Origin of the sequence: Luteimicrobium xylanilyticum (genome assembly GCF_009429125.1) — a bacterium.
In the GTDB taxonomy this organism is placed as follows: domain Bacteria; phylum Actinomycetota; class Actinomycetes; order Actinomycetales; family Cellulomonadaceae; genus Luteimicrobium; species Luteimicrobium xylanilyticum.
Genome location: NZ_CP045529.1, coordinates 995,299 through 1,019,441, shown reverse-complemented (window position 1 = coordinate 1,019,441; position 24,143 = coordinate 995,299). Strand labels below are relative to the sequence as shown.

Genomic DNA, 24,143 nt, shown 5'->3' with positions numbered 1-24,143 from the left:
ACATCTCGCTGACAGCGGCGCCCGGCCGGGATGTCAGCGCCGCGCCGGGAGCCCCGCGATGCCGTCGTCGCCGCGCCGTACCTTGGGTGTCCGGCCGTCGGCCGCCGGGTCGGCGGGCGTGGGCGTGGTCCCGGCGAGGGCGGCGTTCTCGTGGTCACGCTGGTCGCGGACGATCCTCCACCACACGAACACGGCGAACACCGCGAAGAGCCACCACTGGAACGCGTACGACAGGCTCTGCAGGTTCACGTCCCCCGAGCCCTCCACCCGGGGCCGCGGGAGCACGGCGATCGCCGGGTCGGCGACCGGGTCCGAGTCGCGCAGCACCACGTACCCGCTGTAGATCGGGCCGCCCCAGCGGTTCGCGAGCTGCGCGGACGACACCGAGTCGACCTGCCCGTCGGGCAGCGTGCGTCCGGTGGTGTCGGTCGCCTCCGAGGCCTGCAGGTAGCCGTTCACGCGCACCGTGCCCGACGGCGCAGCGGGCGCCTGCGCGGGCGTCGCCACCCAGCCGCGCACCACCGGCACCACGGGCGCACCGCCCGACAGGTTCTTCCACGACGCGCCGGACGTGCCGTCGTCGGACACCCGGAGCGGCGTGAGCACGAGGTAACCGGTGCGGCCGTCGAGCGCACGACCGGGAACGAGGACCTGACCGTTCGCCTCGTAGCTGCCATCGACCCAGACCAGGTCGCCGACGAGCTTCCCGGTGAAGGTGGTCTGCGGGGCGAGCACGGTGCCGAGGCCGTCCGGCCCGCGGGCCTCCTCCGCCGCGAGCTTCGCGTCGAGCTCCTTCTCCTGCGCAGCCGCACCGCGCGCGTACGCGCGGTCGAGCTGCCATGCCCCCAGGCTTCCGCACAGGGCGGCGAAGGCGAGCAGGACCGCGAGGAGCCCGATCATCCGCGGACGACGGGCGACCCGCCCCCAGGTGACCGGCCCGACGACGCGCGGCGGCTTCCCCGGGCGCGCGGGCACGGGAGTCGGCGCGCCGGGACCGGAGGAGGTCGGCGTCGTCGGGGGTGCCGGGGAGACCACGGGTCCACGGTAGCCGGGCAGCCTGGGAGCACCCGACCGTCCTGAGCCGGTGGGGGCCACGGTCGCCGTCGCGTTGATCACCTTCGTCCGACGCGCGACGAGTGACCTCGTGCGATGGAATGGGGGCACCATCAGCACAGCCCTGAGGAGTGTGTATCGATGTCCTCCTGGACGGCCCTTCCGGACAACGCGGTGAGCGACGAGACGGTCGCTCGGATCGACCGGTGGTGGCGCGCCGCCAACTACATGTCGGTCGGCCAGATCTACCTGCTGGACAACCCGCTCCTGCGACGCCCGCTCACCCGCGACGACGTGAAGCCGCGCCTGCTGGGCCACTGGGGCACGACCCCGGGCCTGAACTTCCTCTACGCGCACCTCAACCGCGCGATCGCGGAGCGGGCGCAGTCGACGATCTACGTCGCCGGCCCCGGCCACGGCGGCCCTGGGCTCGTCGCGAGCACGTACCTCGACGGCACCTACTCGGAGCTGTACTCCGACATCACCGAGGACGAGGAGGGTCTGCGCAAGCTGTTCCGCCAGTTCTCGTTCCCGGGCGGCATCCCCTCTCACGTGGCCCCGGAGACCCCGGGGTCGATCCACGAGGGCGGCGAGCTGGGCTACGCCCTCTCGCACGCGTACGGCGCGGCGTTCGACAACCCGGACCTGCTGGTCGCGGCCGTCGTCGGCGACGGCGAGGCCGAGACCGGCCCGCTCGCCACGAGCTGGCACTCCAACAAGCTGCTCAACCCGTCGCACGACGGCGTCGTGCTCCCGATCCTGCACCTCAACGGCTACAAGATCGCGAACCCCACGATCCTCGACCGGATCGGCCAGGACGAGCTCACCTCGCTCCTGACGGGGTACGGGCACAAGGTGCACTGGTTCGAGGTGCCCGACGAGAGCGACGAGTCCTTCGAGTCGATCCACCGGCGGTTCGCCGGCGAGCTCGACGCGGTGCTCGACGAGATCGCGGACATCAAGGCCGCAGCCGCCGAGCAGGGCGAGGACCTGCCGCGGCCCGCCTGGCCGATGATCGTCTTCCGCACCCCCAAGGGATGGACGGGACCCGAGTACATCGACGGCAAGAAGACCGTCGGGTCGTGGCGCGCCCACCAGGTGCCGCTCGCCAACGCGCGCGACACGCCCGAGCACCTCAAGGTCCTCGAGGACTGGCTGAAGTCGTACCGCGCGGAGGAGCTGTTCGACGACGACGGCGCGATCGACGGCGACATCCGCGCGCTCGCGCCCGCGGGCGACCTGCGGATGAGCGCGAACCCGCACGCGAACGGCGGCATCCTGCTCCGCGACCTGCGGCTGCCGGACTTCCGTGACTTCGCGGTCGACGTGCCGAAGCCGGGGTCCGGCATGGTCGAGGCGCCGCGCATCCTCGGCGAGTTCCTCACCGAGGTGATCCGGCGCAACCCGGACAACTTCCGGATCTTCGGTCCGGACGAGACCGCGTCGAACCGGCTCCAGGCCGTCTACGACGTGACCGGCAAGCAGTGGAACGCCGAGTACTTCTCCCCCGAGGTCGACGAGCACCTGGTGCGCGTCGGGCGCGTGATGGAGCAGCTCTCCGAGCACCAGTGCCAGGGCTGGCTCGAGGGCTACCTGCTCACCGGGCGGCACGGCCTGTTCACCAGCTACGAGGCCTTCATCCACATCATCGACTCGATGTTCAACCAGCACGCGAAGTGGCTCAAGGTCACCAACCACATCCCGTGGCGGCGGCCGGTCGCGAGCCTCAACTACCTGCTGTCGAGCCACGTGTGGCGCCAGGACCACAACGGCTTCAGCCACCAGGACCCCGGCTTCATCGACCACGTCGTGAACAAGAAGGCCGAGGTCGTGCGGGTGTACCTGCCGCCGGACGCCAACACCCTCCTGTCGACGTACGACCACTGCCTGCGCAGCCGGCAGTACGTCAACGTCGTGGTGGCGGGCAAGCAGCCGGCTCCCCAGTTCCTCACCATGGAGCAGGCGGTCGCGCACTGCACGCGCGGGCTCGGGATCTGGGACTGGGCCGGGACGGAGACCGAGGGCGTCGAGCCCGACGTCGTCCTGGGCTGCGCGGGCGACGTGCCCACGCTCGAGGTGCTGGCCGCGGCCGACATCCTCAAGCGCCGCATCCCGGACCTCAAGGTGCGGGTGGTGAACGTCGTCGACCTCATGCGGCTGCAGGACGAGAAGGAGCACCCGCACGGACTGTCCGACAAGGACTACGACACGCTGTTCACGCGCGACAAGCCCGTGATCTTCGCCTACCACGGCTACCCGTGGCTCATCCACCGCCTCACGTACCGCCGCACGGGCCACGCGAACCTGCACGTGCGCGGGTACAAGGAGGAGGGCACCACGACGACGCCGTTCGACATGGTCATGCTCAACGACCTCGACCGGTTCCACCTGGTCATCGACGTGATCGACCGCGTGCCCGGCCTCGCGTCCCGGTACGCGGGGCTGCGCCAGGAGATGCAGGACAGGCGCCTCGAGGCCCGCCAGTACACGCGCGAGCACGGCGACGACCTGCCCGAGGTGCGGGACTGGGTGTGGCCCGACGCGCAGGACCTCGCCGACACGGGCCAGGTCGACGCGACCATCGGGACGGGCGGCGACAACGAGTAGTCCCTCGGACGCCGGGCGTGCGGGCCCGGCGCCGTGCAGGCGGTCGTGAGCTGCTTGCCCGGCGCCGGGCCCGCTCGCTCGAGGAGACGTCGCTCACGCCGTGGCGCACGACACTGCAGGTCGTGCGGCGATGCGATGGAATGAGTCCGTGAGCGAGTCCACCCGCAGCGTGTACATCACCTCCCCCGAGGGCGAGACCGGCAAGTCCACCGTCGCGCTGGGCGTCCTGGAGCTGCTCCAGCGACGCTTCCCCCGGGTGGGCGTCTTCCGGCCCGTGGCGCGCAGCGCCGACGCCAACCCGCACGCGGGCCGCGACTACGTGCTCGAGCTGCTGCTCGCTCGTGACAGCGTCGACCTCACCTACGAGCAGTGCGTCGGCGTCACCTACGACGAGGTCCACGACGACCCCGAGACCTCGCTCTCCCAGATCGTCGCGAAGTTCCACGACGTGGCGCTCGCGTGCGACGCGGTCCTCGTCCTCGGCAGCGACTACACCGACGTCGCCGGTCCCACCGAGCTGTCCTTCAACGCGCGGGTCGCCGCGAACCTCGGGGCCCCCGTCCTCCTCGTGATCTCGGGCTTCGATCGCACGCCCGACGACGTCCGCCAGCTCGCCGAGGTGAGCCTCGCCGAGCTGCGGGCGTTCCACGCGCGGCCGTTCGGCGTCGTCGCGAACCGGTGCCGGCCGGACGACCTCGAGGCGGTCGGTGCGGCGCTGGGCGGCCTCGACGTGCCGGAGGCCCCCACGTCTCCCCTGCCGGTGTGGACGATCCCCGAGGAGCCGTCGCTGTCCGCGCCGACGGTCGAGGGTCTGCGCGAGTCCGTCGAGGGCACGCTCCTGCTGGGCGACGACGAGCTCCTCGCGCGCGAGGCGATGGGCGTGCTCGTCGGGGCGATGACGCTCGAGCACCTGCTCGACCACCTGACCGACGGGGCCGTCGTCGTCACGGCGGGCGACCGCTCGGAGGTGCTGATCGGGCTGCTCGCGGCGCACGCCGCGCCGTCGTACCCGTCGCTCGCCGCGATGGTCCTCACGGGCGGCCTGGAGCCTCCGGAGTCGATCGCGCGCCTGCTCGACGACCTCGCCCCGAGCCTGCCGATCCTCACGACGCACCTCGACACGATCGAGACCGCGAGCCGTGCCTCGCGCACCCGCGGGCGGGTCAGCCTCGACGCCCCCGTCAAGGTCGACACGGCGCTCGCCCTGTTCGACCGCGCGACCGCGGGTGCCTCGCCCTCCTCAGCGCAGACGGGCCTCGCCGCGGCCCTGGACGTGCCGCCGTCGGACGTCGTGACGCCGCTCATGTTCGAGTACGAGCTCCTGGCCCGTGCCCGCGCCGACCGCAAGCACGTGGTCCTGCCCGAGGGCGACGACGACCGGATCCTGCGCGCGGCGTCGACCCTGCTGCAGCGCGACGTCGCCGAGCTGACGATCCTCGGGGACGAGTCCCCCGTCCGGGCCCGGGCCGCCGAGCTGGGTCTGCGGCTCGACGGCGCGCACGTCCTGTCGCCGCACGACCCGGAGCTCGTCGAGCGCTTCGCCGAGGAGTACACGCAGCTGCGCGCGCACAAGGGCATGACCGTCGAGCGCGCCCGGGAGATCGTCACGGACGTCTCGTACTTCGGGACGATGATGGTCCACCTGGGTCTCGCGGACGGCATGGTGTCGGGTGCGGCCCACACCACCGCCCACACGATCAAGCCGTCGTTCGAGATCATCAAGACGGCGCCCGGCGTCTCGGTCGTGTCGTCGGTGTTCCTCATGTGCCTCGAGGACCGCGTGCTCGTGTACGGCGACTGCGCCGTCATCCCCGACCCGTCGTCGACGCAGCTCGCGGACATCGCGATCTCGTCCGCGGCCACGGCCGCGCAGTTCGGCGTCGCGCCCCGGATCGCGATGCTGTCGTACTCGACGGGCGAGTCCGGCTACGGCGCCGACGTCGAGAAGGTCCGGGACGCCACGGCGCTGGTCCGTGAGCGCCGGCCCGACCTGTCGGTGGCCGGTCCGATCCAGTACGACGCGGCGGTCGACGCCTCGGTCGCGGCGTCGAAGATGCCCGGCTCCGACGTGGCGGGCAAGGCGACGGTGTTCGTCTTCCCGGACCTCAACACGGGCAACAACACGTACAAGGCCGTGCAGCGCTCGGCGGGCGCGGTCGCGATCGGCCCGGTGCTCCAGGGCCTCGCGAAGCCGGTCAACGACCTGTCGCGCGGGGCGCTCGTCCACGACATCGTCAACACGGTCGCGATCACCGCGATCCAGGCCCAGGCCGGGGCCGCCGGAGAAGGAGAAGCATGAGCATCCTGCCCGAGTCCGAACGCCCCAACCCGTACTCCGCGTACGGCGCGCACGGGTCCGTCCTGGTGCTGAACTCGGGGTCGAGCTCGCTCAAGTACCAGCTCGTGAACCCGGTGGGCGGGGAGGCGATCGCGTCGGGGGTCGTCGAGCGGATCGGCGAGTCGTCGAGCCCGGTGAAGCACGTCTTCGGGGGCAACACGACGAGGCGCGAGGAGAAGGTCGCCGACCACGGCGAGGCGTTGCGACTCGCGCTCGGGCTGTTCGCCGAGCTCGGCCCGGACCTCGAGAAGGCGGGCGTGCACGCCGTCGGGCACCGCGTGGTCCACGGCGGCTCGGTGTTCTCCCAGCCGGTCCTGATCGACGACGACGTCGTCGCGAAGATCCGCGACCTGTCCCCTCTCGCCCCGCTGCACAACCCGGCGAACGCGACGGGCATCGAGGTGGCGCGCGACCTCATGGGCGACGTGCCGCACGTCGCGGTGTTCGACACCGCGTTCTTCCAGGCGCTCCCCGAGCACGCGTACACGTACGCGCTCGAGCGGGGCGTCGCCGAGGAGTACGGGGTGCGGCGCTACGGTTTCCACGGGACGAGCCACCAGTACGTCGCCGGCAAGGTGGCGCGCGTGCTCGGGCGCCGGGTCCAGGACCTCAACCAGATCGTCCTGCACCTGGGCAACGGGGCGTCGGCGTCCGCGGTCGCGGGTGGCGTGCCGGTCGAGACGTCGATGGGCCTGACCCCGCTCGAGGGTCTCGTGATGGGGACCCGGACGGGTGACATCGACCCCGCCGTGGTGTTCCACCTGTCGCGCAACGCCGGCATGAGCGTCGACGAGATCGACGACCTGTTCAACAAGCGGTCGGGCGTCAAGGGCCTTGCGGGCGAGAACGACTTCCGGGCGGTCCGCGCCCTGGCCGACGGCGACGACCCGGAGGCCGCGCAGGCCGCCCGGCTCGCGCTCGACGTCTACGAGCACCGGCTCCGCAAGTACATCGGGGCGTACCACGCGGTGCTCGGGCGGGTCGACGTCCTCGCGTTCACGGCGGGCGTCGGCGAGAACGACGCCGCGGTGCGCGCCGAGGTCCTGGACGGCCTCGAGCCGCTGGGGCTCGCGGTCGACCCGGAGCGCAACACCGCGCCGTCGTCGTCGGAGCCGCGGATCATCTCGCCGCCGTGGACGAGCACGCTCGTCATGGTCGTGCCGACCAACGAGGAGCTCGCCATCGCCCGCCAGTGCATCGAGGTCGTGGACGGTCTCGCGGCCTGACTCAGATGCCGAGCGCGTCCGCCACGCCCGGGGCCAGGGCGGCGAGGGCCGCCGCGCGAGCGCCGGGGGCGTCGTCGGCGGCGAGGGCCGCCTGCCCGACGGCGCGCGCCTGCTCGAGCGTGTGCGCCTTGACCGCGTAGCGGACCGCGGGCACGGCGACGGGCGCCATGGACAGGCTCGTAATCCCGAGGCCGGTCAGGACGACCGCCATGAGCGGGTCGGAGGCGGACTCGCCGCAGACCCCGACGTCCTTGCCGGCGCGCTGCCCGGCGGCCGCGGTCGCGGCGACGAGGTCGAGGACGGCGGGCTGCCACAGGTCGATGAGGTCGGCGAGCTCGCCGCGCAGCCGGTCGGTCGCCATCGTGTACTGGGCGAGGTCGTTGGACCCGATGGACACGAAGTCGACCTCGGCGAGGATCGCGTCGGCCCGCAGCGCGGCGGCGGGGATCTCGACCATGACGCCGACCTTGGTGATGCCCTGCGCGCGGGCGGCAGCCGCGAAGTCGTGTGCCTCCCCCGGCGTGGCGATCATCGGCGCCATGACCCAGGGCTCGAGCCCGGTCTCGCGGCGCGCGTCGCCGAGCGCCTCGAGCTGGGTGGTCACCACGTCGGGGACCGTGCGGACGAGCCGGTACCCACGCACCCCGAGCGCAGGGTTCTCCTCGTCGGGCTGGGTCGCGAACTTGAGCGGCTTGTCGGCGCCCGCGTCGAGCGTGCGGATGACGACCTTGCGGTCCCCGAACGCCCGGAGCGCGCGGGCGTACGTCGCGGCCTGCTCCTCGCGCGTGGGCGCGGTCTCGCGCTCGAGGAACAGGACCTCGGTGCGGAACAGCCCCGAGCCCTCCACGGCCTGCGCGGCGGCGCGCTCGGCGTCCTCGGCCGTGCCGATGTTGGCGAGCAGGAGGACGCGGTGGCCGTCGGCGGTCGCACCCGGCGCGTGGTCCTCCGCGAGGTGGGCGGCGACCTCGGCGCGCTGCGCGAACGCGTCCGCGACCTCGGGTGCGGGGTCGACCTCGACCGTGCCCGCGGCGGCGTCGACCGCGACCACCGTGCCGTCCGCGAGCCCCGTCGCCCCGGCCACGCGGACGAGGCACGGGATGCCGAGCTGCCCCGCGATGATCGCGGTGTGCGAGGTCGGTCCACCGAGCTCGGTGACGATCGCGAGCACGTGGCTCACGTCGAGCGTGGCGGTGTCGGCGGGCGCGAGGTCCTTGCCGACGACGACGGACGGCTGGGTCAGCGTCGGGACGCCCGGCTCGGGGACCCCGAGAACGTGTGCGACGACCCGGTCGCGCACGGAGCGCAGGTCGGTGACACGCTCGGCGAGGTAGCCGCCGGCCTGCTCGAACATCGTCGCGAACCCGTCGACGGCCTTGTCGAGCGCGGACACCGGGCCGGAGCCGCCCGCGATCCCGGCCGCGGTCTGCTTGCGCAGCGCCTTGTCGTCGGCCATCTGGGCGGTGGCGCCGAGCACGTCCACGGCCGGCCCGGACGCGGCGTCGGCCTGCGCCCGCAGCCCCGCCGCGACCGCGTCGAACGCCGCGGCGACCCGCTCCTGGACCGCTTCGACCTGGTCCGGGGCCGTTCCCGGCTCGTCCGCGGGCACCGCGGGCGCGCCCGCGACCTGGACGACCGGGCCCACCACCCCGGCCCTGCCGACCCCGACGCCGTGGAGCACGGTGCCCGGTCCGGGCGTGGTGGCGGTGGTCGCGTCGTGGCTCATGGTTCTGCGTCCTCGTCGTCGAAGGGTCGGTCCCGAGGGCTATGCCAGGGGCCATGTGGTCTAGACCAGATGTACTGCTCCGACTCTAGCCGCACGGGGCGGCCACGGCACGTCCGTGCCGGGCGCCCCGCGCGGCCGGAAGCCCGTCAGACCGCCGCCGCCGACGGAGTCCCCGGCTCCGACGTCGCGGCCACCTCGCCAGGGGTCGCGAACCGGCGCTCCCGGGCGGTCTTGAACGCGGTCAGGACCACCGCCGAGACCACCGTCCCCACCGCCAGCGCCAGCAGGAACAGCAGCGGCTTGCCGATCAGCGCGATCACCCAGATGCCGCCGTGCGGGGCGAGCTGCCCCGACCCGAACGCCATCGTGAGCGCGCCCGCGACCGCGCCACCCGCCATGAAGGACGGGATCATCCGCAGGGGGTCGGCCGCTGCGAACGGGATCGAGCCCTCGGTGATGAACGACAGGCCGAGCAGCCAGCACGACTTGCCCGCATCCCGCTCCTGCGGTGTCCACAGGTGGCGGCGGACGACCGTCGACAGGGCGACCGCGAGCGGCGGCACCATGCCGGCGACCATCACGGCACTCATGATCTTGGCCGGCCCGTCGGCGTTCGACGTCGCGTTGACGAGCCCCGTCGTCGCGAACACGTACGCGACCTTGTTCACCGGACCTCCGAGGTCGAAGCACATCATGAGCCCGAGCACCGCCCCGAGCAGCACCGCGCTGCCCCCGCTCAGCGAGTTGAGCCAGTCGGTCAGGCCGTCGTTGATCCACCGCATGGGCGGGCCGATGATCAGCGTCGTCACGACCCCGACCACACCCACCGAGAGCAGCGGGATCACGACGACGGGCATGACGCCCCGCACACCCTTGGGGACCTTCCAGCGCGAGATCCACAGCGCGGTGAAGCCCGCGAGGAAGCCCGTGAGGATGCCTCCCAGGAACCCCGCGCCGACGGTCACCGCCGCGAAGCCGCCGACGAACCCGGGCGCGATGCCGGGCCGGTCGGCGATGCCGTACGCGATGTACCCGGACAGCGCGGGCACGAGGAACGCGAAGGCCCACTTGCCGACCCAGAACAGCAGGACCGCCCAGTCCTGGCCCGACCCCCACGAGAACGAGTGCGTGACCCAGTCGAGGAACGCGGTCGCGTTGGTGCCGTCGACGACCTTCGTCACCTCGATCGCGCCGTTCGACGGCCACGCCACGGTCGAGATGAGGAAGCCGATCGCGATGAGGATCCCGCCCGCCGAGACGAACGGCAGCATGTGCGAGACGCCGGTCATGAGGTACTGCCGGATCCGTGAGCCGACACCCGGGCCGCCGGACGCGGCGCGCTCCGGTGCGGCGTCCGCCGTGGCCGCGGACCCGGCGACCGTGGCCGCCGTCGGGCCCGCCTCGACCGCGGCGACGGCGTCGGCGACCACCCCGGGCGCGTCGTGCACGGCCCTCTTGACGCCGACGTCGACGAACGGCTTCCCGGCGAACCGGTCCTTGTCCTTGACCTCGAGGTCCGCGGCGAAGATCACGCCGTCCGCCTCGGCGATGAGCTGCGGGTCCAGGGCGTCGGTGCCGATCGAGCCCTGCGTCTCGACGTGGACCTCGTGCCCGGCGGCGCGGCCGGCCTGCTCGAGGGCCTCGGCAGCCATGTACGTGTGGGCGATCCCCGTGGGGCACGAGGTGACGGCGACGAACTTCATGACACGACCACCTCTCGGGTGACGACGTCGGCGACGGTCTGCGCGTCGGGCGCGGTCCGGATCGCGTCGCGGAACTCGGGGTGGATGAGCCGGCGCGCGAGCGCCGCGAGGATCTTCAGGTGGTCGGCGTCGCCGCCCGCCGGGGCGGCGATCAGGAAGACGAGCGTGGCCGGGCCGTCGGGCCCGCCCCAGTCCGCGCCGGCGGGGACGCGCCCGACGGCGAGGCTCGGGACCGTGACGTGCTCCGAACGAGCGTGCGGCAGGCCGACCTGGCCGGGCATGCCGGTCGCCATCTGGGCCTCGCGGGCCTTGACGTCGGCGAGGAAGCCGTCGGCGTCGGTCACGCGGCCGGCGTCTGCGAGCAGGCCGACGAGGGCACGGGTCGCGGCGTCGCGATCCGTGGTCTCGACGTCGAGCGCCACGAGCTCGGGGGTGATCAGCGGGGTTGCGGTTGACATGTCACAGCTCCTTCAGTGCGACGGTCGGGTCAGGCTCCTCGACGACACGGACGTCGTCGAGGTGGATCAGGTCGGGGGTCGGCACGGCGCTCCCGGGCAGCAGGACGGCGGCGCGGCCGGCCGCGACGGCCGTGGGCAGGTCACCCGTGCGCAGGTACGCGGCCAGGGTGACGTCGCCCGCGCCGACGGTGGACGCGGGGACGAGCGGCGCGCCTCCGGCCCACCAGGTCCGCCGGGCGGTCACGAGCAGGGCGCCGTGCGCGCCGAGCGAGACGAACACCTCGCGCCCCTCCGGGCCCGGGGTCGCACGCTCGGTCCCGGCGGCGAGCACCTCGCGGGCAGCGGCCACGACGTCGCCGACGGTCCGCAGCTGCCTGCCGACCAGGTCGGCGAGCTCGTCGTCGTTGGGCTTGAGCAGGTCCGCGCAGCCCGCGCGGGCCACCGCACCGAGCGGCGCGTCCGAGGTGTCGACGACGACACGCGCGCCGTGCGCGCGGCCCACCTGCGCCAGCCTCACGTAGAAGTCGTCCGCGGCGCCGTCGGGCAGGGAGCCGGCCCCGACGACGACGCGGGGCCCGCCGTCCCGCCGCTCTCCTGCGTCGAGCGTGTCGGCCACGGCAGCGAGCAGCCGGGTGACGTCGTCGGTCGTGAGCCGGGGCCCCGGGGCGTTCACCTTGGTCGTGGTGCCGTCGCCCTCGGCGAGCGTGACGTTCGACCGGGTGCTGCCGGCGATCTCGACCGGCACGGAGGCGACGCCGTCGGCGGCGAGGGTCGCGACGATGCGCGCGCCGTCGGACCCGCCCGACGGGAAGACCGCGACGGTGTCCGCCCCACCGGCCACGAGGGCTCGACTGACGTTGATGCCCTTGCCGCCCGCGTCGAGACGGACCCGGGCCGCGCGGTTCACCTCGCCGCGCGCGAGCGTGTCGAGCTCGTACGTGCGGTCGAGGCTCGGGTTGGGCGTGACGGTGACGATCATGCGAGCACCACCACGGGCCCCGCCTCGACGACGGCCCGGGCGAGGTCCGGGTCGGCCCCCGAGTCGGTCACGACGACGTGGACGGCCTCGAGCCCGACGACGTGCGCGAAGTCGTCGCGCCCGAGCTTGGTGTGGTCGGCGAGGACCACGACCTTGCGGGCGCACGCGACGAGCGCACGCTTGACGGCGGCCTCGGCGAGGTCCGGCGTGGTGAGCCCACGCTCGGGCGTCAGCCCGTTCGTCCCGAGGAACGCCACGTCGACCTGGATCTCGGCGAGCTCGCGCTGCGCCCACGGTCCGACGGCGGCGAGGGTGCGCCCCCGGACCGTCCCGCCGACCAGGTGGAGCGTGACGTTGGGCCGGCCCGCGAGGACGGTCGCGACGGGCAGCGAGTGCGTGACGACGGAGAGGGGGCGGTCGGTCGGGAGCATCTCCGCGAGCCGCACGGTCGTGGTCCCGGCATCGATGAGGATCGCGCCGTCCTCCGGGACCTCCTCGAGGGCGAGCTTGGCGATCCGCGCCTTCTCGGCTGCGAGCAGGCCCTCCCTGACGGCGACGCCCGGCTCGACGCCGAGGCGTTCGACGGGGATCGCGCCGCCGTGGACGCGGCGCAGCAGGCCCTGGCGCTCGAGCACGGACAGGTCGCGGCGGACCGTCTCGGGCGTCACGTCCAGCGCGGCAGCGAGGGCGGCGACCTCCACGCGGCCCTGCGCGCGGGCGGTCTCGAGGATGCTCTGGTGTCGCTCCGGTGCGTACACGACGGCTCCGTCCTGGTTCTCGGACGGGAGCCGCGCGGCCCCCGTTCGGATCTGTGTTCTTCTTTGTATAGACCCGTTTCTGTTGGAAGGCAAGGCCCGGGCAGCACAAAGGGCGGGCAGCCCACCCGAACGGTTCACGTTCGCGGTGGTTTGCCCGCCCTTCGTCGAGGAGCGTCCGGGTGACGGCTACGGCAGGCGCGTGGCCTTCATCGCCCGGAAGGCCCTCGTCATCAGGCCCGTCCACTGCTCCCCCGGCCGCCCGTGCAGCGAGTCGAAGCTCAGCCCGCGCGCGACGCCGCGCTCGACCGCGACGGTCTGCACCTCGGTCACGGCCTCGATGCCCTCGCGCCCGTGCCGCCGGCCCAGCCCGGACGCCTTGAACCCGCCGAGAGGCGCCGAGACCGAGCCCCATGCGGCCGCGTAGCCGTCGTTCACGTTGACCGACCCCGCCTGCACCCGGGCCGCGAGGCGGCGGCCGTGCGACGTGTCACCCGTCCAGATGCTCGCGTTGAGCCCGAACTCGGTGTCGTTCATGGCGTCGACCGCCTCGTCGTCCGAGGCCACCCGCCGGACCGAGACCACCGGCCCGAACGTCTCCTCGCGAGCGCACGCGGCGTCGTCGGGCACGCCGTCGAGGACCGTCGGGGCATAGAAGTACGGGCCGAGGTCCGCACGGTGCACGCCCCCGGCGAGGACGCTCGCTCCGCGGGCGATCGCGTCGTCGACGTGCGCGACGACCCGGTCGAGCTGCGCCTGCGACGTGAGCGAGCCGACCTGGTGCCGGTAGTCGAGCCCCGGCCCCATCGTGAGGTCGCGGACGAGGGGGACGAACTCGTCGAGGAACTCGTCCGCGACGTCCTCGTGCAGGATCAGCCGCTCGATCGACATGCAGAGCTGGCCCGTGTTCGCGAAGCACGCCCGCACGACGCCGCGCGCCGCCGACGCGACGTCCGCGTCCGCCGCGACGTACAGCGGGTTCTTGCCGCCGAGCTCGAGCGTCGCGCCGATGAGGCGCTCGCCCGCCTGCGCGGCTACCGTCCGACCGACCGCCGTCGAGCCGGTGAAGACGATGTGGTCGACGGACGCGGTGAGCGCGCGGCCGACCTCGGGCCCGCCGTACACGACCTGCACGACGCCCGCCGGCAGGCCCGCGTCCTCGAGGGCCTCGGCCGCCCAGAGCATGGTCAGAGGCGTCTGCAGGTCGGGCTTCACGACGGCCGCGTCACCCGCGACGAGCGCCGGGAGGATGTCCGAGAGCGTGAGCGTGAGGGGGTAGTTCCAGGGGGCGATGACACCGACGACGCCGACCGGGTGGCGCAGGACCCGCGTGCTCGTGAGCCCGGGGATCATGCCGGGCACGCGCCGCGTGCGGAGGTAGCGGTGCGCCCGCACGCCGTAGTGCCGCGCGACCTGGGCGACGTCCATGACCTCGTCGAACGCGCTCGTCCGTGACTTGCCGTTCTCGAGCTGGAGCAGGTCCAGGACCTCGGACTGACGGTCGAGGACGACGTCGTGCAGCCGGAGCAGGACCTTCTCACGCTCCGCGACCGGCACCTCGGCCCAGGCGCGCTGGGCCTCGCGCGCCCGCTCGACGGCGTCGGCGACGTCCTGCTCGGACGAGAGCGGCACCGCGACGAGCGGCGCGCCCGTGAACGGCGCGACGGTCCGGTGCTCGCCGGCCCCGCGCGAGCTCGCGAGACGGTCCAGGAGGGGTGCCACGACGCCGGGCTCGAGGGCGTACGTCGCGGTGGGGCTGTCGGGGTCGAGGAGGCCGTCGACGCTGACGTCGTCCGTGCTGTCTGCCATGCGCCCAGGCTACGCGTCCCGTACCGCGCGTCCTAGGCGCCGGGGATGCTCAACCGACCTCCGGGCCGCCCTGCGCGGCGGGGAAACGCCGGCCCAGGACGGTGGCCTCCTGGTCCGTGTAGCCGAGTGCCTCGTAGAACCCCACGGCAGCCGTGTTCGTGTGCCGCACCATGAGCTGGACCTTGGGCGCGCCCTGCGCCGCGAGCCACGCCTCGGCCGCGACGACGGTCTCCCGCCCGAACCCCCGCCCCTGCCACGCGGGGTCCACCGCGACGTAGTACAGCCAGCCCCGGTGCCCGTCGTAGCCGGCGACGGCGCTGCTCACGACCGTTCCGGCACCGGCCGCGGCCACCGGGCCCACACGCCCCACGAGGACGGTCGACGTCGCGGTCGCGCGCGCGTCCTCGAGGTCCCGCTCGGGGTCGTTCCACGGCCGCGTCAGTCCGCAGGCGGTCCAGAGCGCGACGAGGGGCGCGACGTCGTCGTCGGTGGCCTCGGCGAGGCGCAGCACGGGCGCGGGCAGCCGCAGCCCGACGCCGTCACGCGTCCCGGACGGGCCCGAGCCGGCGGGCGTGGGGGTCATGAGCGGCCTCCGGGTCAGCGTGGCTGGTAGGGAGAGACGACGACCTCGACGCGCTGGAACTCCTTGAGGTCCGAGTAGCCCGTCGTCGCCATCGCGCGGCGCAGCGCACCCACGAGGTTGAGCGTGCCGTCGGCCTGGCGCCCCGGGCCGAAGAGGATCTCCTCGAGCGTCCCCGCGGTGCCGACGCGCACGCGCTCGCCGCGCGGGAGCTGCGCGTGGTGCGCCTCGGAGCCCCAGTGCCAGCCGGCGCCGGGAGCCTCCTGGGCGCGGGCCAGCGCGGCGCCGATCATGACCGCGTCCGCGCCGCACGCGACCGCCTTGACGAGGTCGCCCGACCGCCCGACGCCGCCGTCGGCGATGACGTGCACGTACCGGCCGCCCGACTCGTCGAGGTAGTCGCGGCGCGCGGCCGCGACGTCCGCCACCGCGGTCGCCATGGGCGCGTGGATGCCGAGCGAGACCCGGGTCGTGTGGGCGGCGCCGCCGCCGAAGCCCACGAGCACGCCCGCCGCACCGGTCCGCATGAGGTGCAGCGCCGCGGTGTAGGTGGACGCGCCGCCCACGATCACGGGCACGTCGAGCTCGTAGATGAACCGCTTGAGGTTGAGCGGCTCGGCGTTGGACGACACGTGCTCGGCCGACACCGTCGTGCCCCGGATGACGAACAGGTCGACGCCGGCGTCGACGACGGTCTGGGACAGCTCCTGCGTGCGCTGCGGCGACAACGCACCCGCGACCGTGACGCCCGCGGCCCGGATCTCCTTGAGCCGCTGCGTCACCAGGTCGGGGAGGATCGGGGCCGCGTAGATCTCCTGCATGCGGCTCGTGGCCTGCTCCGCGGGCAGGGTCGCGATCTCCTCGAGCAGCGGACGCGGGTCCTCGTACCGGGTCCACAGGCCCTCGAGGTCGAGGACGCCGAGGCCGCCCGCGTTGCCGAGCGCCACCGCCGTCTCGGGGCTCATCACCGAGTCCATGGGGGCCGCCATGATCGGAAGGTCGAAGTGGTAGGCGTCGATCTGCCAGCCGACCGAGACGTCCTCGGGGTCGCGGGTCCGCCGGGAGGGGACCACGGCGATGTCGTCGAAGGAGTAGGCACGGCGCCCGCGCTTGCCACGGCCGATCTCGATCTCGTTGCTCACCGGTCCAGTCTAGGGGGCCGGTCCGGCGCCGCTCCGGACGGCCGCCGCCTCCCTGTGGGCGGCGGATGCGATCCTGGCGCCATGAGCACGGCCACGTGGACGACAGCACCGCTCCTCGGCTTCGACACCGAGACGACCGGCGTCGACCCGGCGGCGGACCGGATCGTGTCGGCGGCCCTCGTCCACCGCACGCCCGGCGTCGAGACCACCGTGCGCACCTGGCTCGTCGACCCCGGCATCGAGATCCCCGACGGCGCAGCCGCGATCCACCGCATCTCGACCGAGCAGGCACGCACCTACGGACGCCCGCCGCGCGAGGCGCTCGAGGAGATCGCCGCGGTCCTGCACGAGGCCCTGGCCGAAGGGGTACCCGTGGTCGCGTTCAACGCGGGCTTCGACCTCGCCCTCCTGGACGCGGAGCTGGCGCGGCACGGGCTGCGCACGCTGCCGGAGCGCCTCGGCGGGCCGGTCCCGGCCGTCGTCGACCCACTCGTCCTCGACCGCGCGCTCGTCCCGCTCCGCCGGGGCGGCCGGACGCTCGGCGCACTGTGCGCGGCCTACGGCGTCCTGGACCTGGACGGCCCCGAGGCCGCAGGCCTGCACGCCGCGGACGCCGACGTCGTCGCGACGCTCGACCTGCTCGCCGCCATGGTCGCCGCGTTCCCGCAGCTCGGGGCGATGGACCTCGCGACCCTGCACGCGTACCAGGTCGACCAGCACCGCGCGTGGACCGCGGAGCTCGAGCGGTGGCGCGCCCGCGAGGCCGCGAGCAGCGGCACCGGTCAACGGCCCGGGCGGCCCTGAGGCGCCCCGGGCGCGTCAGCCCTGGTAGTTGGGCGCCTCGACGGTCATCTGGATGTCGTGCGGGTGCGACTCCTTGAGGCTCGCCTGCGTGATCCGGATGAACTGGCCGCGCTGCTGCAGCTCGGGAACGGTCCGCGCGCCGACGTAGAACATCGACTGGCGCAGTCCGCCGACGAGCTGGTGGGAGACGGCGGCGAGCGGCCCCCGGTACGCGACGCGTCCCTCGATGCCCTCGGGCACGAGCTTGTCGTCGCTCGTGACCTCGGCCTGGAAGTAGCGGTCCTTGGAGTAGGACTTCTTGCCGCGCGAGCTCATGGCCCCGAGCGAGCCCATGCCCCGGTAGGCCTTGAACTGCTTGCCGTTGACGAAGATGAGGTCTCCCGGCGCCTCGTCGCAGCCCGCGAGGAGCGAGCCCAGCATGACGGTCTCGGCGCCGGCGACGATCGCCTTCGCGATCTCGCCCGAGTACTGCAGGCCGCCGTCGGCGATGACCGGGACCCCGGCAGCACGCGCCGCGAGCGAGGCCTCCCAGACCGCGGTGATCTGAGGCGCACCGACACCCGTGACGATGCGGGTGGTGCAGATCGAGCCGGGGCCGACCCCGACCTTGATCGCGTCGGCGCCGGCCTCGACGAACGCCTGCGATCCCTCGCGCGTCGCGACGTTGCCGCCGATGACCTGGACGTGGCGGGTCGCGGGGTCGGACTTGAGCCGGCGGACCATGTCCAGCAGGAGCCGCACGTGGCCGTGCGCAGTGTCCGCGACGAGGACGTCGACACCGGCCTCGACGAGCGTCGTCGCCCGCTCCCAGGCGTCCCCGAAGTAGCCGATGGCCGCGCCGACGCGCAGGCGACCCTCGTCGTCCTTGGTCGCGTTCGGGTACTGCTCGGTCTTGACGAAGTCCTTGACGGTGATGAGACCGCCGAGGCGGCCGCCGGCGTCGACGAGCGGGAGCTTCTCGATCTTGTGCTTCGCGAGGATCGCCGCCGCCTCGTCGCGCGCGATGCCGACCGGCGCGGTGACGAGCGGCATGGGCGTCATGACCTCGCGCACGCGGCGGGTCTCGTAGTCGGCGCCCGCGACGAAGCGCAGGTCACGGTTGGTGATGATCCCGAGGAGCACCCCCTGCCCGTCGACGACCGGCAGGCCGGAGACGCGGTACTGGCCGCAGAGCGCGTCGAGCTCGGCGAGCGTCGCGTCCGGACCGACGGTGACGGGGTCCGTCACCATGCCCGACTCGGACCGCTTCACGACGTCGACCTGGTGGGCCTGGTCGGCGATCGACAGGTTGCGGTGCAGGACGCCGATCCCGCCCTGACGCGCCATGGCGATGGCCATCCGCGACTCGGTGACGGTGTCCATGGCCGCGCTGACCAGCGGGATCGCGAGGGAGATCTCCCTGGTGAGCCGCGTCGTCGTGTCGACCTCGCTGGGCACGACGTCGGTCTCTCCCGGCAGGAGCAGGACGTCGTCGTAGGTCAGGCCGATGCGCGAGAAGGGGTTCGGCGGGTCGGCGGGGAGCGGCTGGCCGGGCGTCGAGGCGTAGGGGGCAGGCACGTCCGTCATGTCAAGAGTCTACGGTCTGCGGGCACGATTCATTCCCGGCCGTCCGGACGTACGGGACCGACGACGGCCGGTGCGACGCGTCTCACACCGGCGGCACCTCAGCCCTCGGCGACGGCCAGCACCTCGTGGAGCAGGCCGGGGAAGCTGCGCGCCCGGTGCACCTGGTGGGCGAGCGGGACGGCGGTCTCGTCCTGGTCGCGCCCGAGCCCGACGAAGATCGGGAGCCCGGGGTGCGCCTCGTGGATCGCCTCGACGAGGTGCCAGGGCGGCTGGGTGAGCCCGGAGACCGTGACGACCGCGACCGGCTTGACCATGGTGACGAGCTCGATCGACCGGTGGGCGCCGGCCGGGCCCGTGACCACGCGCGCGGTCACGCCGTGCGCGACGAGCGCCGCCGCCAGCGCGTGCGCCACGACCGGGACCGGCTCCCCGATGGCCGAGAAGACGAGCACGATGCGGCCGAGCCGGGACGGGTGGGACACGGGCGGACCCGACCGCTCGGTCACCTCGTCGCCGTACTCGGCCTGGAAGACGCGCAGCGCGTGCAGGGTCGCGTTGTTGAGCAGGACCTCGGGGGCCTCCCCCGGCCCGGCCAGGACGACGCGGGCGACGAGCCGCTGCCGCGCGGGCTCGACGACGTCCGCCCACCAGGCGGCCGGGTCGCCGCCCGGCGCGATCCGCAGGAGCTCGTCGCACCGCGACTCGTCGTAGGCGATCGCGGCGTCCACGATCTCGGTCACGAGCGCGTGCGGGTCGACGTCGCGGCTCGCGCTCCGGCCGGCGCCCGCGTCCCGGCCGCCTGCGATGGCGCGCAGGACCGGCCTCGTCGCGGCCGGAGCAGGTCCCGAGGCGACGACCTCGGGGTCGTCGTGCAGGTCCTCGGCCGCCAGCGCGCGACCATGGAGCTCCTCCTGGCCGGCGGCGAGCGCCGTGCGCGCGGCCTCGGCGGGGGCGACGCCGTCGAGGGTCAGCTCGCGCATGAGCAGGAGCCGGTCGACGTCCTCGCCGGTGTACCGGCGGTGGGCGCCGGCGACGTGCGAGGACGGGCCGAGGCCGTAGCGCCGGTCCCATGTCCGCAGGGTTGCCGCGGCGACGCCGAGCCGACGAGCCACGCTGGCCACCGTGTAACCGGACGCCCGGGCGCCGCCCGTCGTCTGGCCTTCTGTGTCGCCGTCGTCGTGTCCCGGACCCGGGACGCTCGTGGGCCTGCTCGTGCTGCCGCCTGTCACCCCTCGATTGTGCTCAGGGTCCGGCGTCCACGCCACCGGCAAATCGCGTCAAGAGCGCGCCAGCACCGCGCCATTTGACCCGAGACGAAGCGCGTCAAGAACGTTGCGGAGGGGACTTGAACAATCTGTGAAGCGATTGCTAGGTTGTGTGAACACCGACGACGGGGCCGAACCGAACACGAGGAGTCCGGGCCCCCGGAACCGGTACACAGCACCACAGCGTGGATCCCCAGGGGGCCACGTCCGCATCGTTCGCCAGCGAAAGGACGACGACATGACTGAGATCTCCCGCCTCCCCGGCCCCGTGATGGACCTGTGGGAATGGCAGTACCAGGGGGCTTGCCGCCAGACCGGTGACGAGGTGTTCTTCCACCCGGAGGGCGAGCGGGGATCGAACAGGCGCAGGCGCGACGAGGCCGCGAAGGCTGTGTGCGCGAGCTGCCCGGTCATGGAGCTGTGCCGCGAGCACGCACTGCGCGTCCGTGAGCCGTACGGGGTCTGGGGCGGCCTGACGGAGGACGAGCGCACGGCGATCCTCACGGAGCGCGACCGTCAGGCGCTCAGCCGGGTCGGCTGAGCCGCGCGTCGTCCACGGGCGGAAGATCGCAGGGGAAAGCACGAGGCCCCGCACCCGGAAGGGTGCGGGGCCTCGTGCGTCACGGCCCGGCGGGCCGCAGCGTGGCCGGTGTCAGCCGACGACGACCGCGAGGACGTCGCGCGCGGAGAGCACGAGGTACTCCTCGCCCGCGTACTTCACCTCGGTGCCGCCGTACTTGCTGTACAGGACCTTGTCGCCGACGGCGACGTCGAGCGGGACACGGTTGCCGTTGTCGTCGATGCGACCCGGGCCCACCGCGAGGACCTCGCCCTCCTGGGGCTTCTCCTTCGCGGTGTCGGGGATGACCAGACCGGACGCCGTCGTGGTCTCGGCCTCGACGGCCTTCACGACGATCCGGTCCTCGAGCGGCTTGATGGGGACCGACACAGCGGGCCCTCCCTTTCGCTGAGAACTACCTGCTGACGATGGGTTGGCGCGCACGCAGGCCGTCGTCGCGGGTGCCGGCACAGCGGGAGCGCACGGTCCTCGACACCCTCGCGGGTACCGCTGACCTCGGGTCCCAATCTAGGTGGGCGTTAGCACTCGGTCAAGGCGAGTGCCAGCGCGCCCGTGGGACGATCGACACGTGGACCTCGCAACCGCCCGCCAGCTCACCTCTCCCGCGGGACGCGCGCTCCTCGAGGCCCTCCCGCCCTACGACGAGTCACGGACGCTCGCTCTGTCGGAGGGACTGCGTGAGCGGGGCGTCGACCCCGGGCTCGCTGCGGCCGCTCTCACGCAGACGCGGCTACGCGACAAGGCACGCGCGAAGCTCGGCCCGTTCGCCGACGGCATGCTGTTCACGCCCGAGGGCCTCGAGCAGGCCACGCGCCTCGTGGTCGCCGCCCGCCACGCGCAGCGCTACCTCGCGGCGGGCGTCACCCGGGTGGCCGACCTCACCTGCGGCCTCGGCGCCGACGCGCTCGCCTTCGCGGGCGTGGGGCTCCGCGTCCTCGCGACGGACCTCGATCCCGCGACCGCGGCCCTCGCCGCGCACAACCTCCGGGCCTTCCCCGAGGCCGAGGTCCGCTGTGCCGACGGGCTCGCCCTCGACCTGCCCGCCGAGGGCGTCGACGGCGTCTACGCCGACCCGATGCGCCGCACGCGCACGGGCACGCGCGTCCTCGACCCCGCCGCGTACGCTCCCCCGCTCGACGCCGTCTGGTCCCTGCGCGACGTCGTCCCGGCGCTCGGCATCAAGGTCGGTCCGGGCATCGCGCACGCCGGCCTGCCCGACGACGCGGAGACCCAGTGGGTCTCGGTCGACGGGGACGTCGTCGAGGCCGCGCTCTGGTTCGGCCCGCTCGCGCCCGACGGTCCCGGCCGGACCGCCCTCGTGCTGCGCTCCACCGCCGACGGCCGGCTCGCCGCGCGCGAGCTCCGCGGCCCCGCGCCCGACAGCGCCTCCGGTGACCACCTCGTCGCAGACGTCGGTCCGGTCGGCGCGTACCTCTACGAGCCCGACGGCGCCGTCATCCGGGCCGGCCTCGTCGCCCAGGTCGCTGCCGGGCTGGGCGGGCGCCTGCTCGACCCGACCATCGCCTACGTGACGTCGGACGCCGGACCCGAGGCTGCGTCGTCGGGCGCGGACGTGCCGCTCGCCACGGCGTACCGGGTGCTCGACGTCATGCCGTTCGGCCTGAAGCGCCTCAAGGCCTACCTGCGGGAGAACGGCGTCGGGCGGGTGACCATCAAGAAGCGGGGCACCGCCGTGACCCCTGAGCAGCTCCGCCGCGACCTCGGGCTGAGGAACACGCCCGACAGCAGCGAGGCGACGCTCGTCCTCACCCGCGTCGCCGGCCGGCAGAGCGTGCTCGTCGTGGAGCCCGAGCCGCACGCGCAGACGGGCGCGTAGACGGGCACCTCGTGCGAGAGTGTGCGCATGCATCTGCCGTTCGCGCAGTCGGAGCGGTCCACGGTGGGGATCGAGTGGGAGCTCGCCCTCGTGGACAAGGACTCCGGTGACCTGCGCCAGGTCGCCCAGACGGTGCTCGACGCCGTCCGGCCCGAGGGCCGCGACTCGCACCCGCACATCATGCAGGAGCTGCTGCTCAACACCGTCGAGGTGGTGTCGGGGGTCGGGCGGGACGTCCCCGACGCGGCGGCCGACCTGGAGCGCGCGATCGAGGAGATCCGCGCAGTGACCGACCCCCTGCGCGTCGAGCTCATGTGCGCGGGCACGCACCCGTTCGCGCAGTGGTCGCACCAGAAGGTCACGGACAAGGCGCGCTACAACACCCTGATCGACCGCACCCAGTGGTGGGGTCGGCAGATGCTCATCTACGGCGTGCACGTGCACGTCGGGATCGAGGACCGGCGCAAGGTCCTCCCCATCCTCCGGGCGATGCTCACGTGCTTCGCGCACCTGCAGTCGCTGTCGGCGTCGTCGCCGTTCTGGGGCGGGAAGGACACCAAGTACGCGTCCAACCGGGCCCTCATGTTCCAGCAGCTCCCGACCGCCGGGCTGCCGTTCCAGTTCGAGGAGTGGGAGGAGCTCGAGCGCTACGCGTCCGACCTCGAGCACACGGGGGTGATCGACGGGTTCGACGAGGTCCGCTGGGACCTGCGCCCCTCCCCCCGCAACGGGACGCTCGAGTCACGGATCCTCGACGGCGTCACGAACATCAGCGAGCTGCGCGCGCTCGCCGCGCTCACGCACTGCCTCGTCGAGCGGTTCTCCCGCATGCTCGACGACGGCGCCGAGCTCCCGACGCTGCCGCCCTGGTTCGTGCAGGAGAACAAGTGGCGCTCGGCCCGCTACGGGATGGACGCCATCATCATCCTCGACGCGCACGGCAACGAGGAGCTCGTGACCGACGCCGTCTCGCGCCTGCTCACCGAGCTCGAGCCCGTGGCCGAGGGGCTCGGCTGCGCCGACGACCTCGACGGGGTGCGCACGATCCTCCGCAAGGGTGCGTCGTACCAGCGCCAGCGCGCCGTCGCCCGACGCGCGGGTGGCGAGCTCGACGCGGTGGTCGCGTCGCTCGTCGCGGAGATGCGCGCGGGCCGCCCGCTCTGACGCTCGGCCCTGCACGCAGGTCGACCGGGCCGCGACCGTCTGACGGGACGGCCCGACGACGGTTCCCGGCGTCGGCCTAGCGTCCGAGGTGCACCCACAGGAGGGCGGAGCGCCATGACGACCCGGACGGTCATCCACATCTTCCACGACGACGACGACTCGATCGGGCTCGGCAGTCGTGTCCCGCAGCGCATGTTCGAGGTCGCGCACGAGCGGGGCGTCGAGATCGAGGTCTTCTGCTTCGGGCCCGCCCAGCGCCGCCTCTCCGACGCCGGCGACGGGGCCGCCACCTTCAACCGTCAGATCGACGAGCTGGTCGCCGCCGGTGTGCACGTCGGGGCGTGCGTGAACGCCGCGCGGGCGGACGGCGTCGAGGACGCCCTCCGGGACCGTGGACTCGTGCTACGGGTCGCCCGCGACGAGTTCCTCCGCTTCGCGGTCGAGGGCGCCACGGTCCTGACCTTCTGAGCGCACCGGCCGAGCCCGTGGCCGGGTGGGGCGGTCAGCGACCACCTGCCCTGTCGACCATGCGATCACCCACCCCGGAGCTCGCC

General features: G+C 73.5%; 20 protein-coding genes. 8 read left to right on the top strand and 12 right to left on the bottom strand.

Annotated elements, in window-relative coordinates; all coding sequences use genetic code 11:
* Positions 1 to 33: 33 nt before the first annotated feature.
* A complete protein-coding gene (locus KDY119_RS04410) occupies positions 34 to 1,035 on the bottom strand; it encodes an SURF1 family protein (RefSeq protein ID WP_227994518.1) in 1,002 nt (333 codons plus the stop codon).
* Positions 1,036 to 1,194: 159 nt separating this feature from the next.
* Between KDY119_RS04410 and KDY119_RS04405 the strand changes: the two genes are divergently transcribed.
* The 3 genes from KDY119_RS04405 to KDY119_RS04395 all read left to right on the top strand — a co-directional run bounded on the left by KDY119_RS04405 (position 1,195) and on the right by KDY119_RS04395 (position 7,224).
* Positions 1,195 to 3,660 carry a phosphoketolase family protein gene (locus KDY119_RS04405; protein ID WP_153021981.1) on the top strand — a complete coding sequence of 822 codons (2,466 nt, stop codon included), beginning with the start codon at positions 1,195 to 1,197 and terminating at the stop codon, positions 3,658 to 3,660.
* A 130-nt stretch (positions 3,661 to 3,790) separates the two neighbouring features.
* On the top strand, positions 3,791 to 5,959 hold the full coding sequence (pta, locus tag KDY119_RS04400; RefSeq protein WP_153021980.1) for a phosphate acetyltransferase: 2,169 nt from the start codon (positions 3,791 to 3,793) through the stop codon (positions 5,957 to 5,959).
* The gene (locus tag KDY119_RS04395) at positions 5,956 to 7,224 is read left to right on the top strand and encodes an acetate kinase (RefSeq protein ID WP_153021979.1); all 1,269 of its coding nucleotides are present in this window, start codon (positions 5,956 to 5,958) and stop codon (positions 7,222 to 7,224) included. The genes pta and KDY119_RS04395 overlap by 4 nt, the downstream gene beginning before the upstream one ends.
* Position 7,225: 1 nt before the next feature.
* On the opposite strand, the gene ptsP is transcribed toward KDY119_RS04395, so the two are convergent.
* From ptsP to KDY119_RS04355, 8 genes are all read right to left on the bottom strand, one after another.
* Positions 7,226 to 8,947 carry a phosphoenolpyruvate--protein phosphotransferase gene (gene ptsP, locus KDY119_RS04390; protein ID WP_153021978.1) on the bottom strand — a complete coding sequence of 574 codons (1,722 nt, stop codon included), beginning with the start codon at positions 8,945 to 8,947 and terminating at the stop codon, positions 7,226 to 7,228.
* A 146-nt stretch (positions 8,948 to 9,093) separates the two neighbouring features.
* On the bottom strand, positions 9,094 to 10,650 hold the full coding sequence (locus KDY119_RS04385) for a PTS fructose transporter subunit IIC (RefSeq protein WP_153021977.1): 1,557 nt from the start codon (positions 10,648 to 10,650) through the stop codon (positions 9,094 to 9,096).
* Positions 10,647 to 11,108, bottom strand: coding sequence for a PTS sugar transporter subunit IIA (locus KDY119_RS04380; protein WP_036953179.1), 462 nt, complete (start codon positions 11,106 to 11,108; stop codon positions 10,647 to 10,649). Before KDY119_RS04380 ends, KDY119_RS04385 begins: the two co-directional genes overlap by 4 nt.
* A 1-nt stretch (position 11,109) precedes the next feature.
* Positions 11,110 to 12,087, bottom strand: a complete 978-nt coding sequence (locus KDY119_RS04375) for a 1-phosphofructokinase family hexose kinase (RefSeq protein WP_036953182.1) — start codon at positions 12,085 to 12,087, stop codon at positions 11,110 to 11,112.
* Positions 12,084 to 12,845, bottom strand: a complete 762-nt coding sequence (locus KDY119_RS04370) for a DeoR/GlpR family DNA-binding transcription regulator (RefSeq protein WP_153021976.1) — start codon at positions 12,843 to 12,845, stop codon at positions 12,084 to 12,086. The genes KDY119_RS04375 and KDY119_RS04370 overlap by 4 nt, the downstream gene beginning before the upstream one ends.
* Before the next feature lie 186 nt (positions 12,846 to 13,031).
* A complete protein-coding gene (locus KDY119_RS04365) occupies positions 13,032 to 14,651 on the bottom strand; it encodes a succinic semialdehyde dehydrogenase (RefSeq protein ID WP_036953191.1) in 1,620 nt (539 codons plus the stop codon).
* Between the two features lie 49 nt (positions 14,652 to 14,700).
* On the bottom strand, positions 14,701 to 15,234 hold the full coding sequence (locus KDY119_RS04360; protein WP_153021975.1) for a GNAT family acetyltransferase: 534 nt from the start codon (positions 15,232 to 15,234) through the stop codon (positions 14,701 to 14,703).
* A gap of 14 nt (positions 15,235 to 15,248) precedes the next feature.
* Positions 15,249 to 16,373 carry a GuaB3 family IMP dehydrogenase-related protein gene (locus KDY119_RS04355; RefSeq protein WP_153021974.1) on the bottom strand — a complete coding sequence of 375 codons (1,125 nt, stop codon included), beginning with the start codon at positions 16,371 to 16,373 and terminating at the stop codon, positions 15,249 to 15,251.
* A gap of 81 nt (positions 16,374 to 16,454) precedes the next feature.
* Here KDY119_RS04355 and KDY119_RS04350 point away from each other — a divergent pair, with 81 nt between their 5' ends.
* Positions 16,455 to 17,177, top strand: coding sequence for an exonuclease domain-containing protein (locus KDY119_RS04350; protein WP_051136780.1), 723 nt, complete (start codon positions 16,455 to 16,457; stop codon positions 17,175 to 17,177).
* A gap of 15 nt (positions 17,178 to 17,192) precedes the next feature.
* On the opposite strand, the gene guaB is transcribed toward KDY119_RS04350, so the two are convergent.
* Both guaB and KDY119_RS04340 read right to left on the bottom strand, forming a co-directional pair.
* The gene (gene guaB, locus KDY119_RS04345; protein ID WP_153021973.1) at positions 17,193 to 18,743 is read right to left on the bottom strand and encodes an IMP dehydrogenase; all 1,551 of its coding nucleotides are present in this window, start codon (positions 18,741 to 18,743) and stop codon (positions 17,193 to 17,195) included.
* 98 nt (positions 18,744 to 18,841) lie between these two features.
* Positions 18,842 to 19,972 carry a MerR family transcriptional regulator gene (locus tag KDY119_RS04340; protein ID WP_153021972.1) on the bottom strand — a complete coding sequence of 377 codons (1,131 nt, stop codon included), beginning with the start codon at positions 19,970 to 19,972 and terminating at the stop codon, positions 18,842 to 18,844.
* 274 nt (positions 19,973 to 20,246) lie between these two features.
* On the opposite strand from KDY119_RS04340, the gene KDY119_RS04335 reads away from it, so the two are divergent.
* Positions 20,247 to 20,549, top strand: coding sequence for a WhiB family transcriptional regulator (locus KDY119_RS04335; RefSeq protein ID WP_036953205.1), 303 nt, complete (start codon positions 20,247 to 20,249; stop codon positions 20,547 to 20,549).
* A 111-nt stretch (positions 20,550 to 20,660) separates the two neighbouring features.
* Here the strand turns inward: KDY119_RS04335 and groES are convergent, their stop codons facing one another.
* The gene (gene groES, locus KDY119_RS04330; protein ID WP_036953208.1) at positions 20,661 to 20,957 is read right to left on the bottom strand and encodes a co-chaperone GroES; all 297 of its coding nucleotides are present in this window, start codon (positions 20,955 to 20,957) and stop codon (positions 20,661 to 20,663) included.
* Positions 20,958 to 21,156: 199 nt separating this feature from the next.
* Between groES and KDY119_RS04325 the strand changes: the two genes are divergently transcribed.
* The 3 genes from KDY119_RS04325 (at position 21,157) to KDY119_RS04315 (ending at position 24,057) form a co-directional block, all read left to right on the top strand.
* On the top strand, positions 21,157 to 22,425 hold the full coding sequence (locus tag KDY119_RS04325; protein ID WP_153021971.1) for a class I SAM-dependent methyltransferase: 1,269 nt from the start codon (positions 21,157 to 21,159) through the stop codon (positions 22,423 to 22,425).
* A 27-nt stretch (positions 22,426 to 22,452) separates the two neighbouring features.
* Positions 22,453 to 23,589 (top strand): glutamate--cysteine ligase, encoded by a 1,137-nt coding sequence (locus tag KDY119_RS04320; RefSeq protein ID WP_036953211.1) that lies wholly within the window; start codon positions 22,453 to 22,455, stop codon positions 23,587 to 23,589.
* Positions 23,590 to 23,703: 114 nt separating this feature from the next.
* Positions 23,704 to 24,057 (top strand): DsrE family protein, encoded by a 354-nt coding sequence (locus KDY119_RS04315; RefSeq protein ID WP_036953214.1) that lies wholly within the window; start codon positions 23,704 to 23,706, stop codon positions 24,055 to 24,057.
* The last annotated feature ends 86 nt before the right edge of the window (positions 24,058 to 24,143 follow it).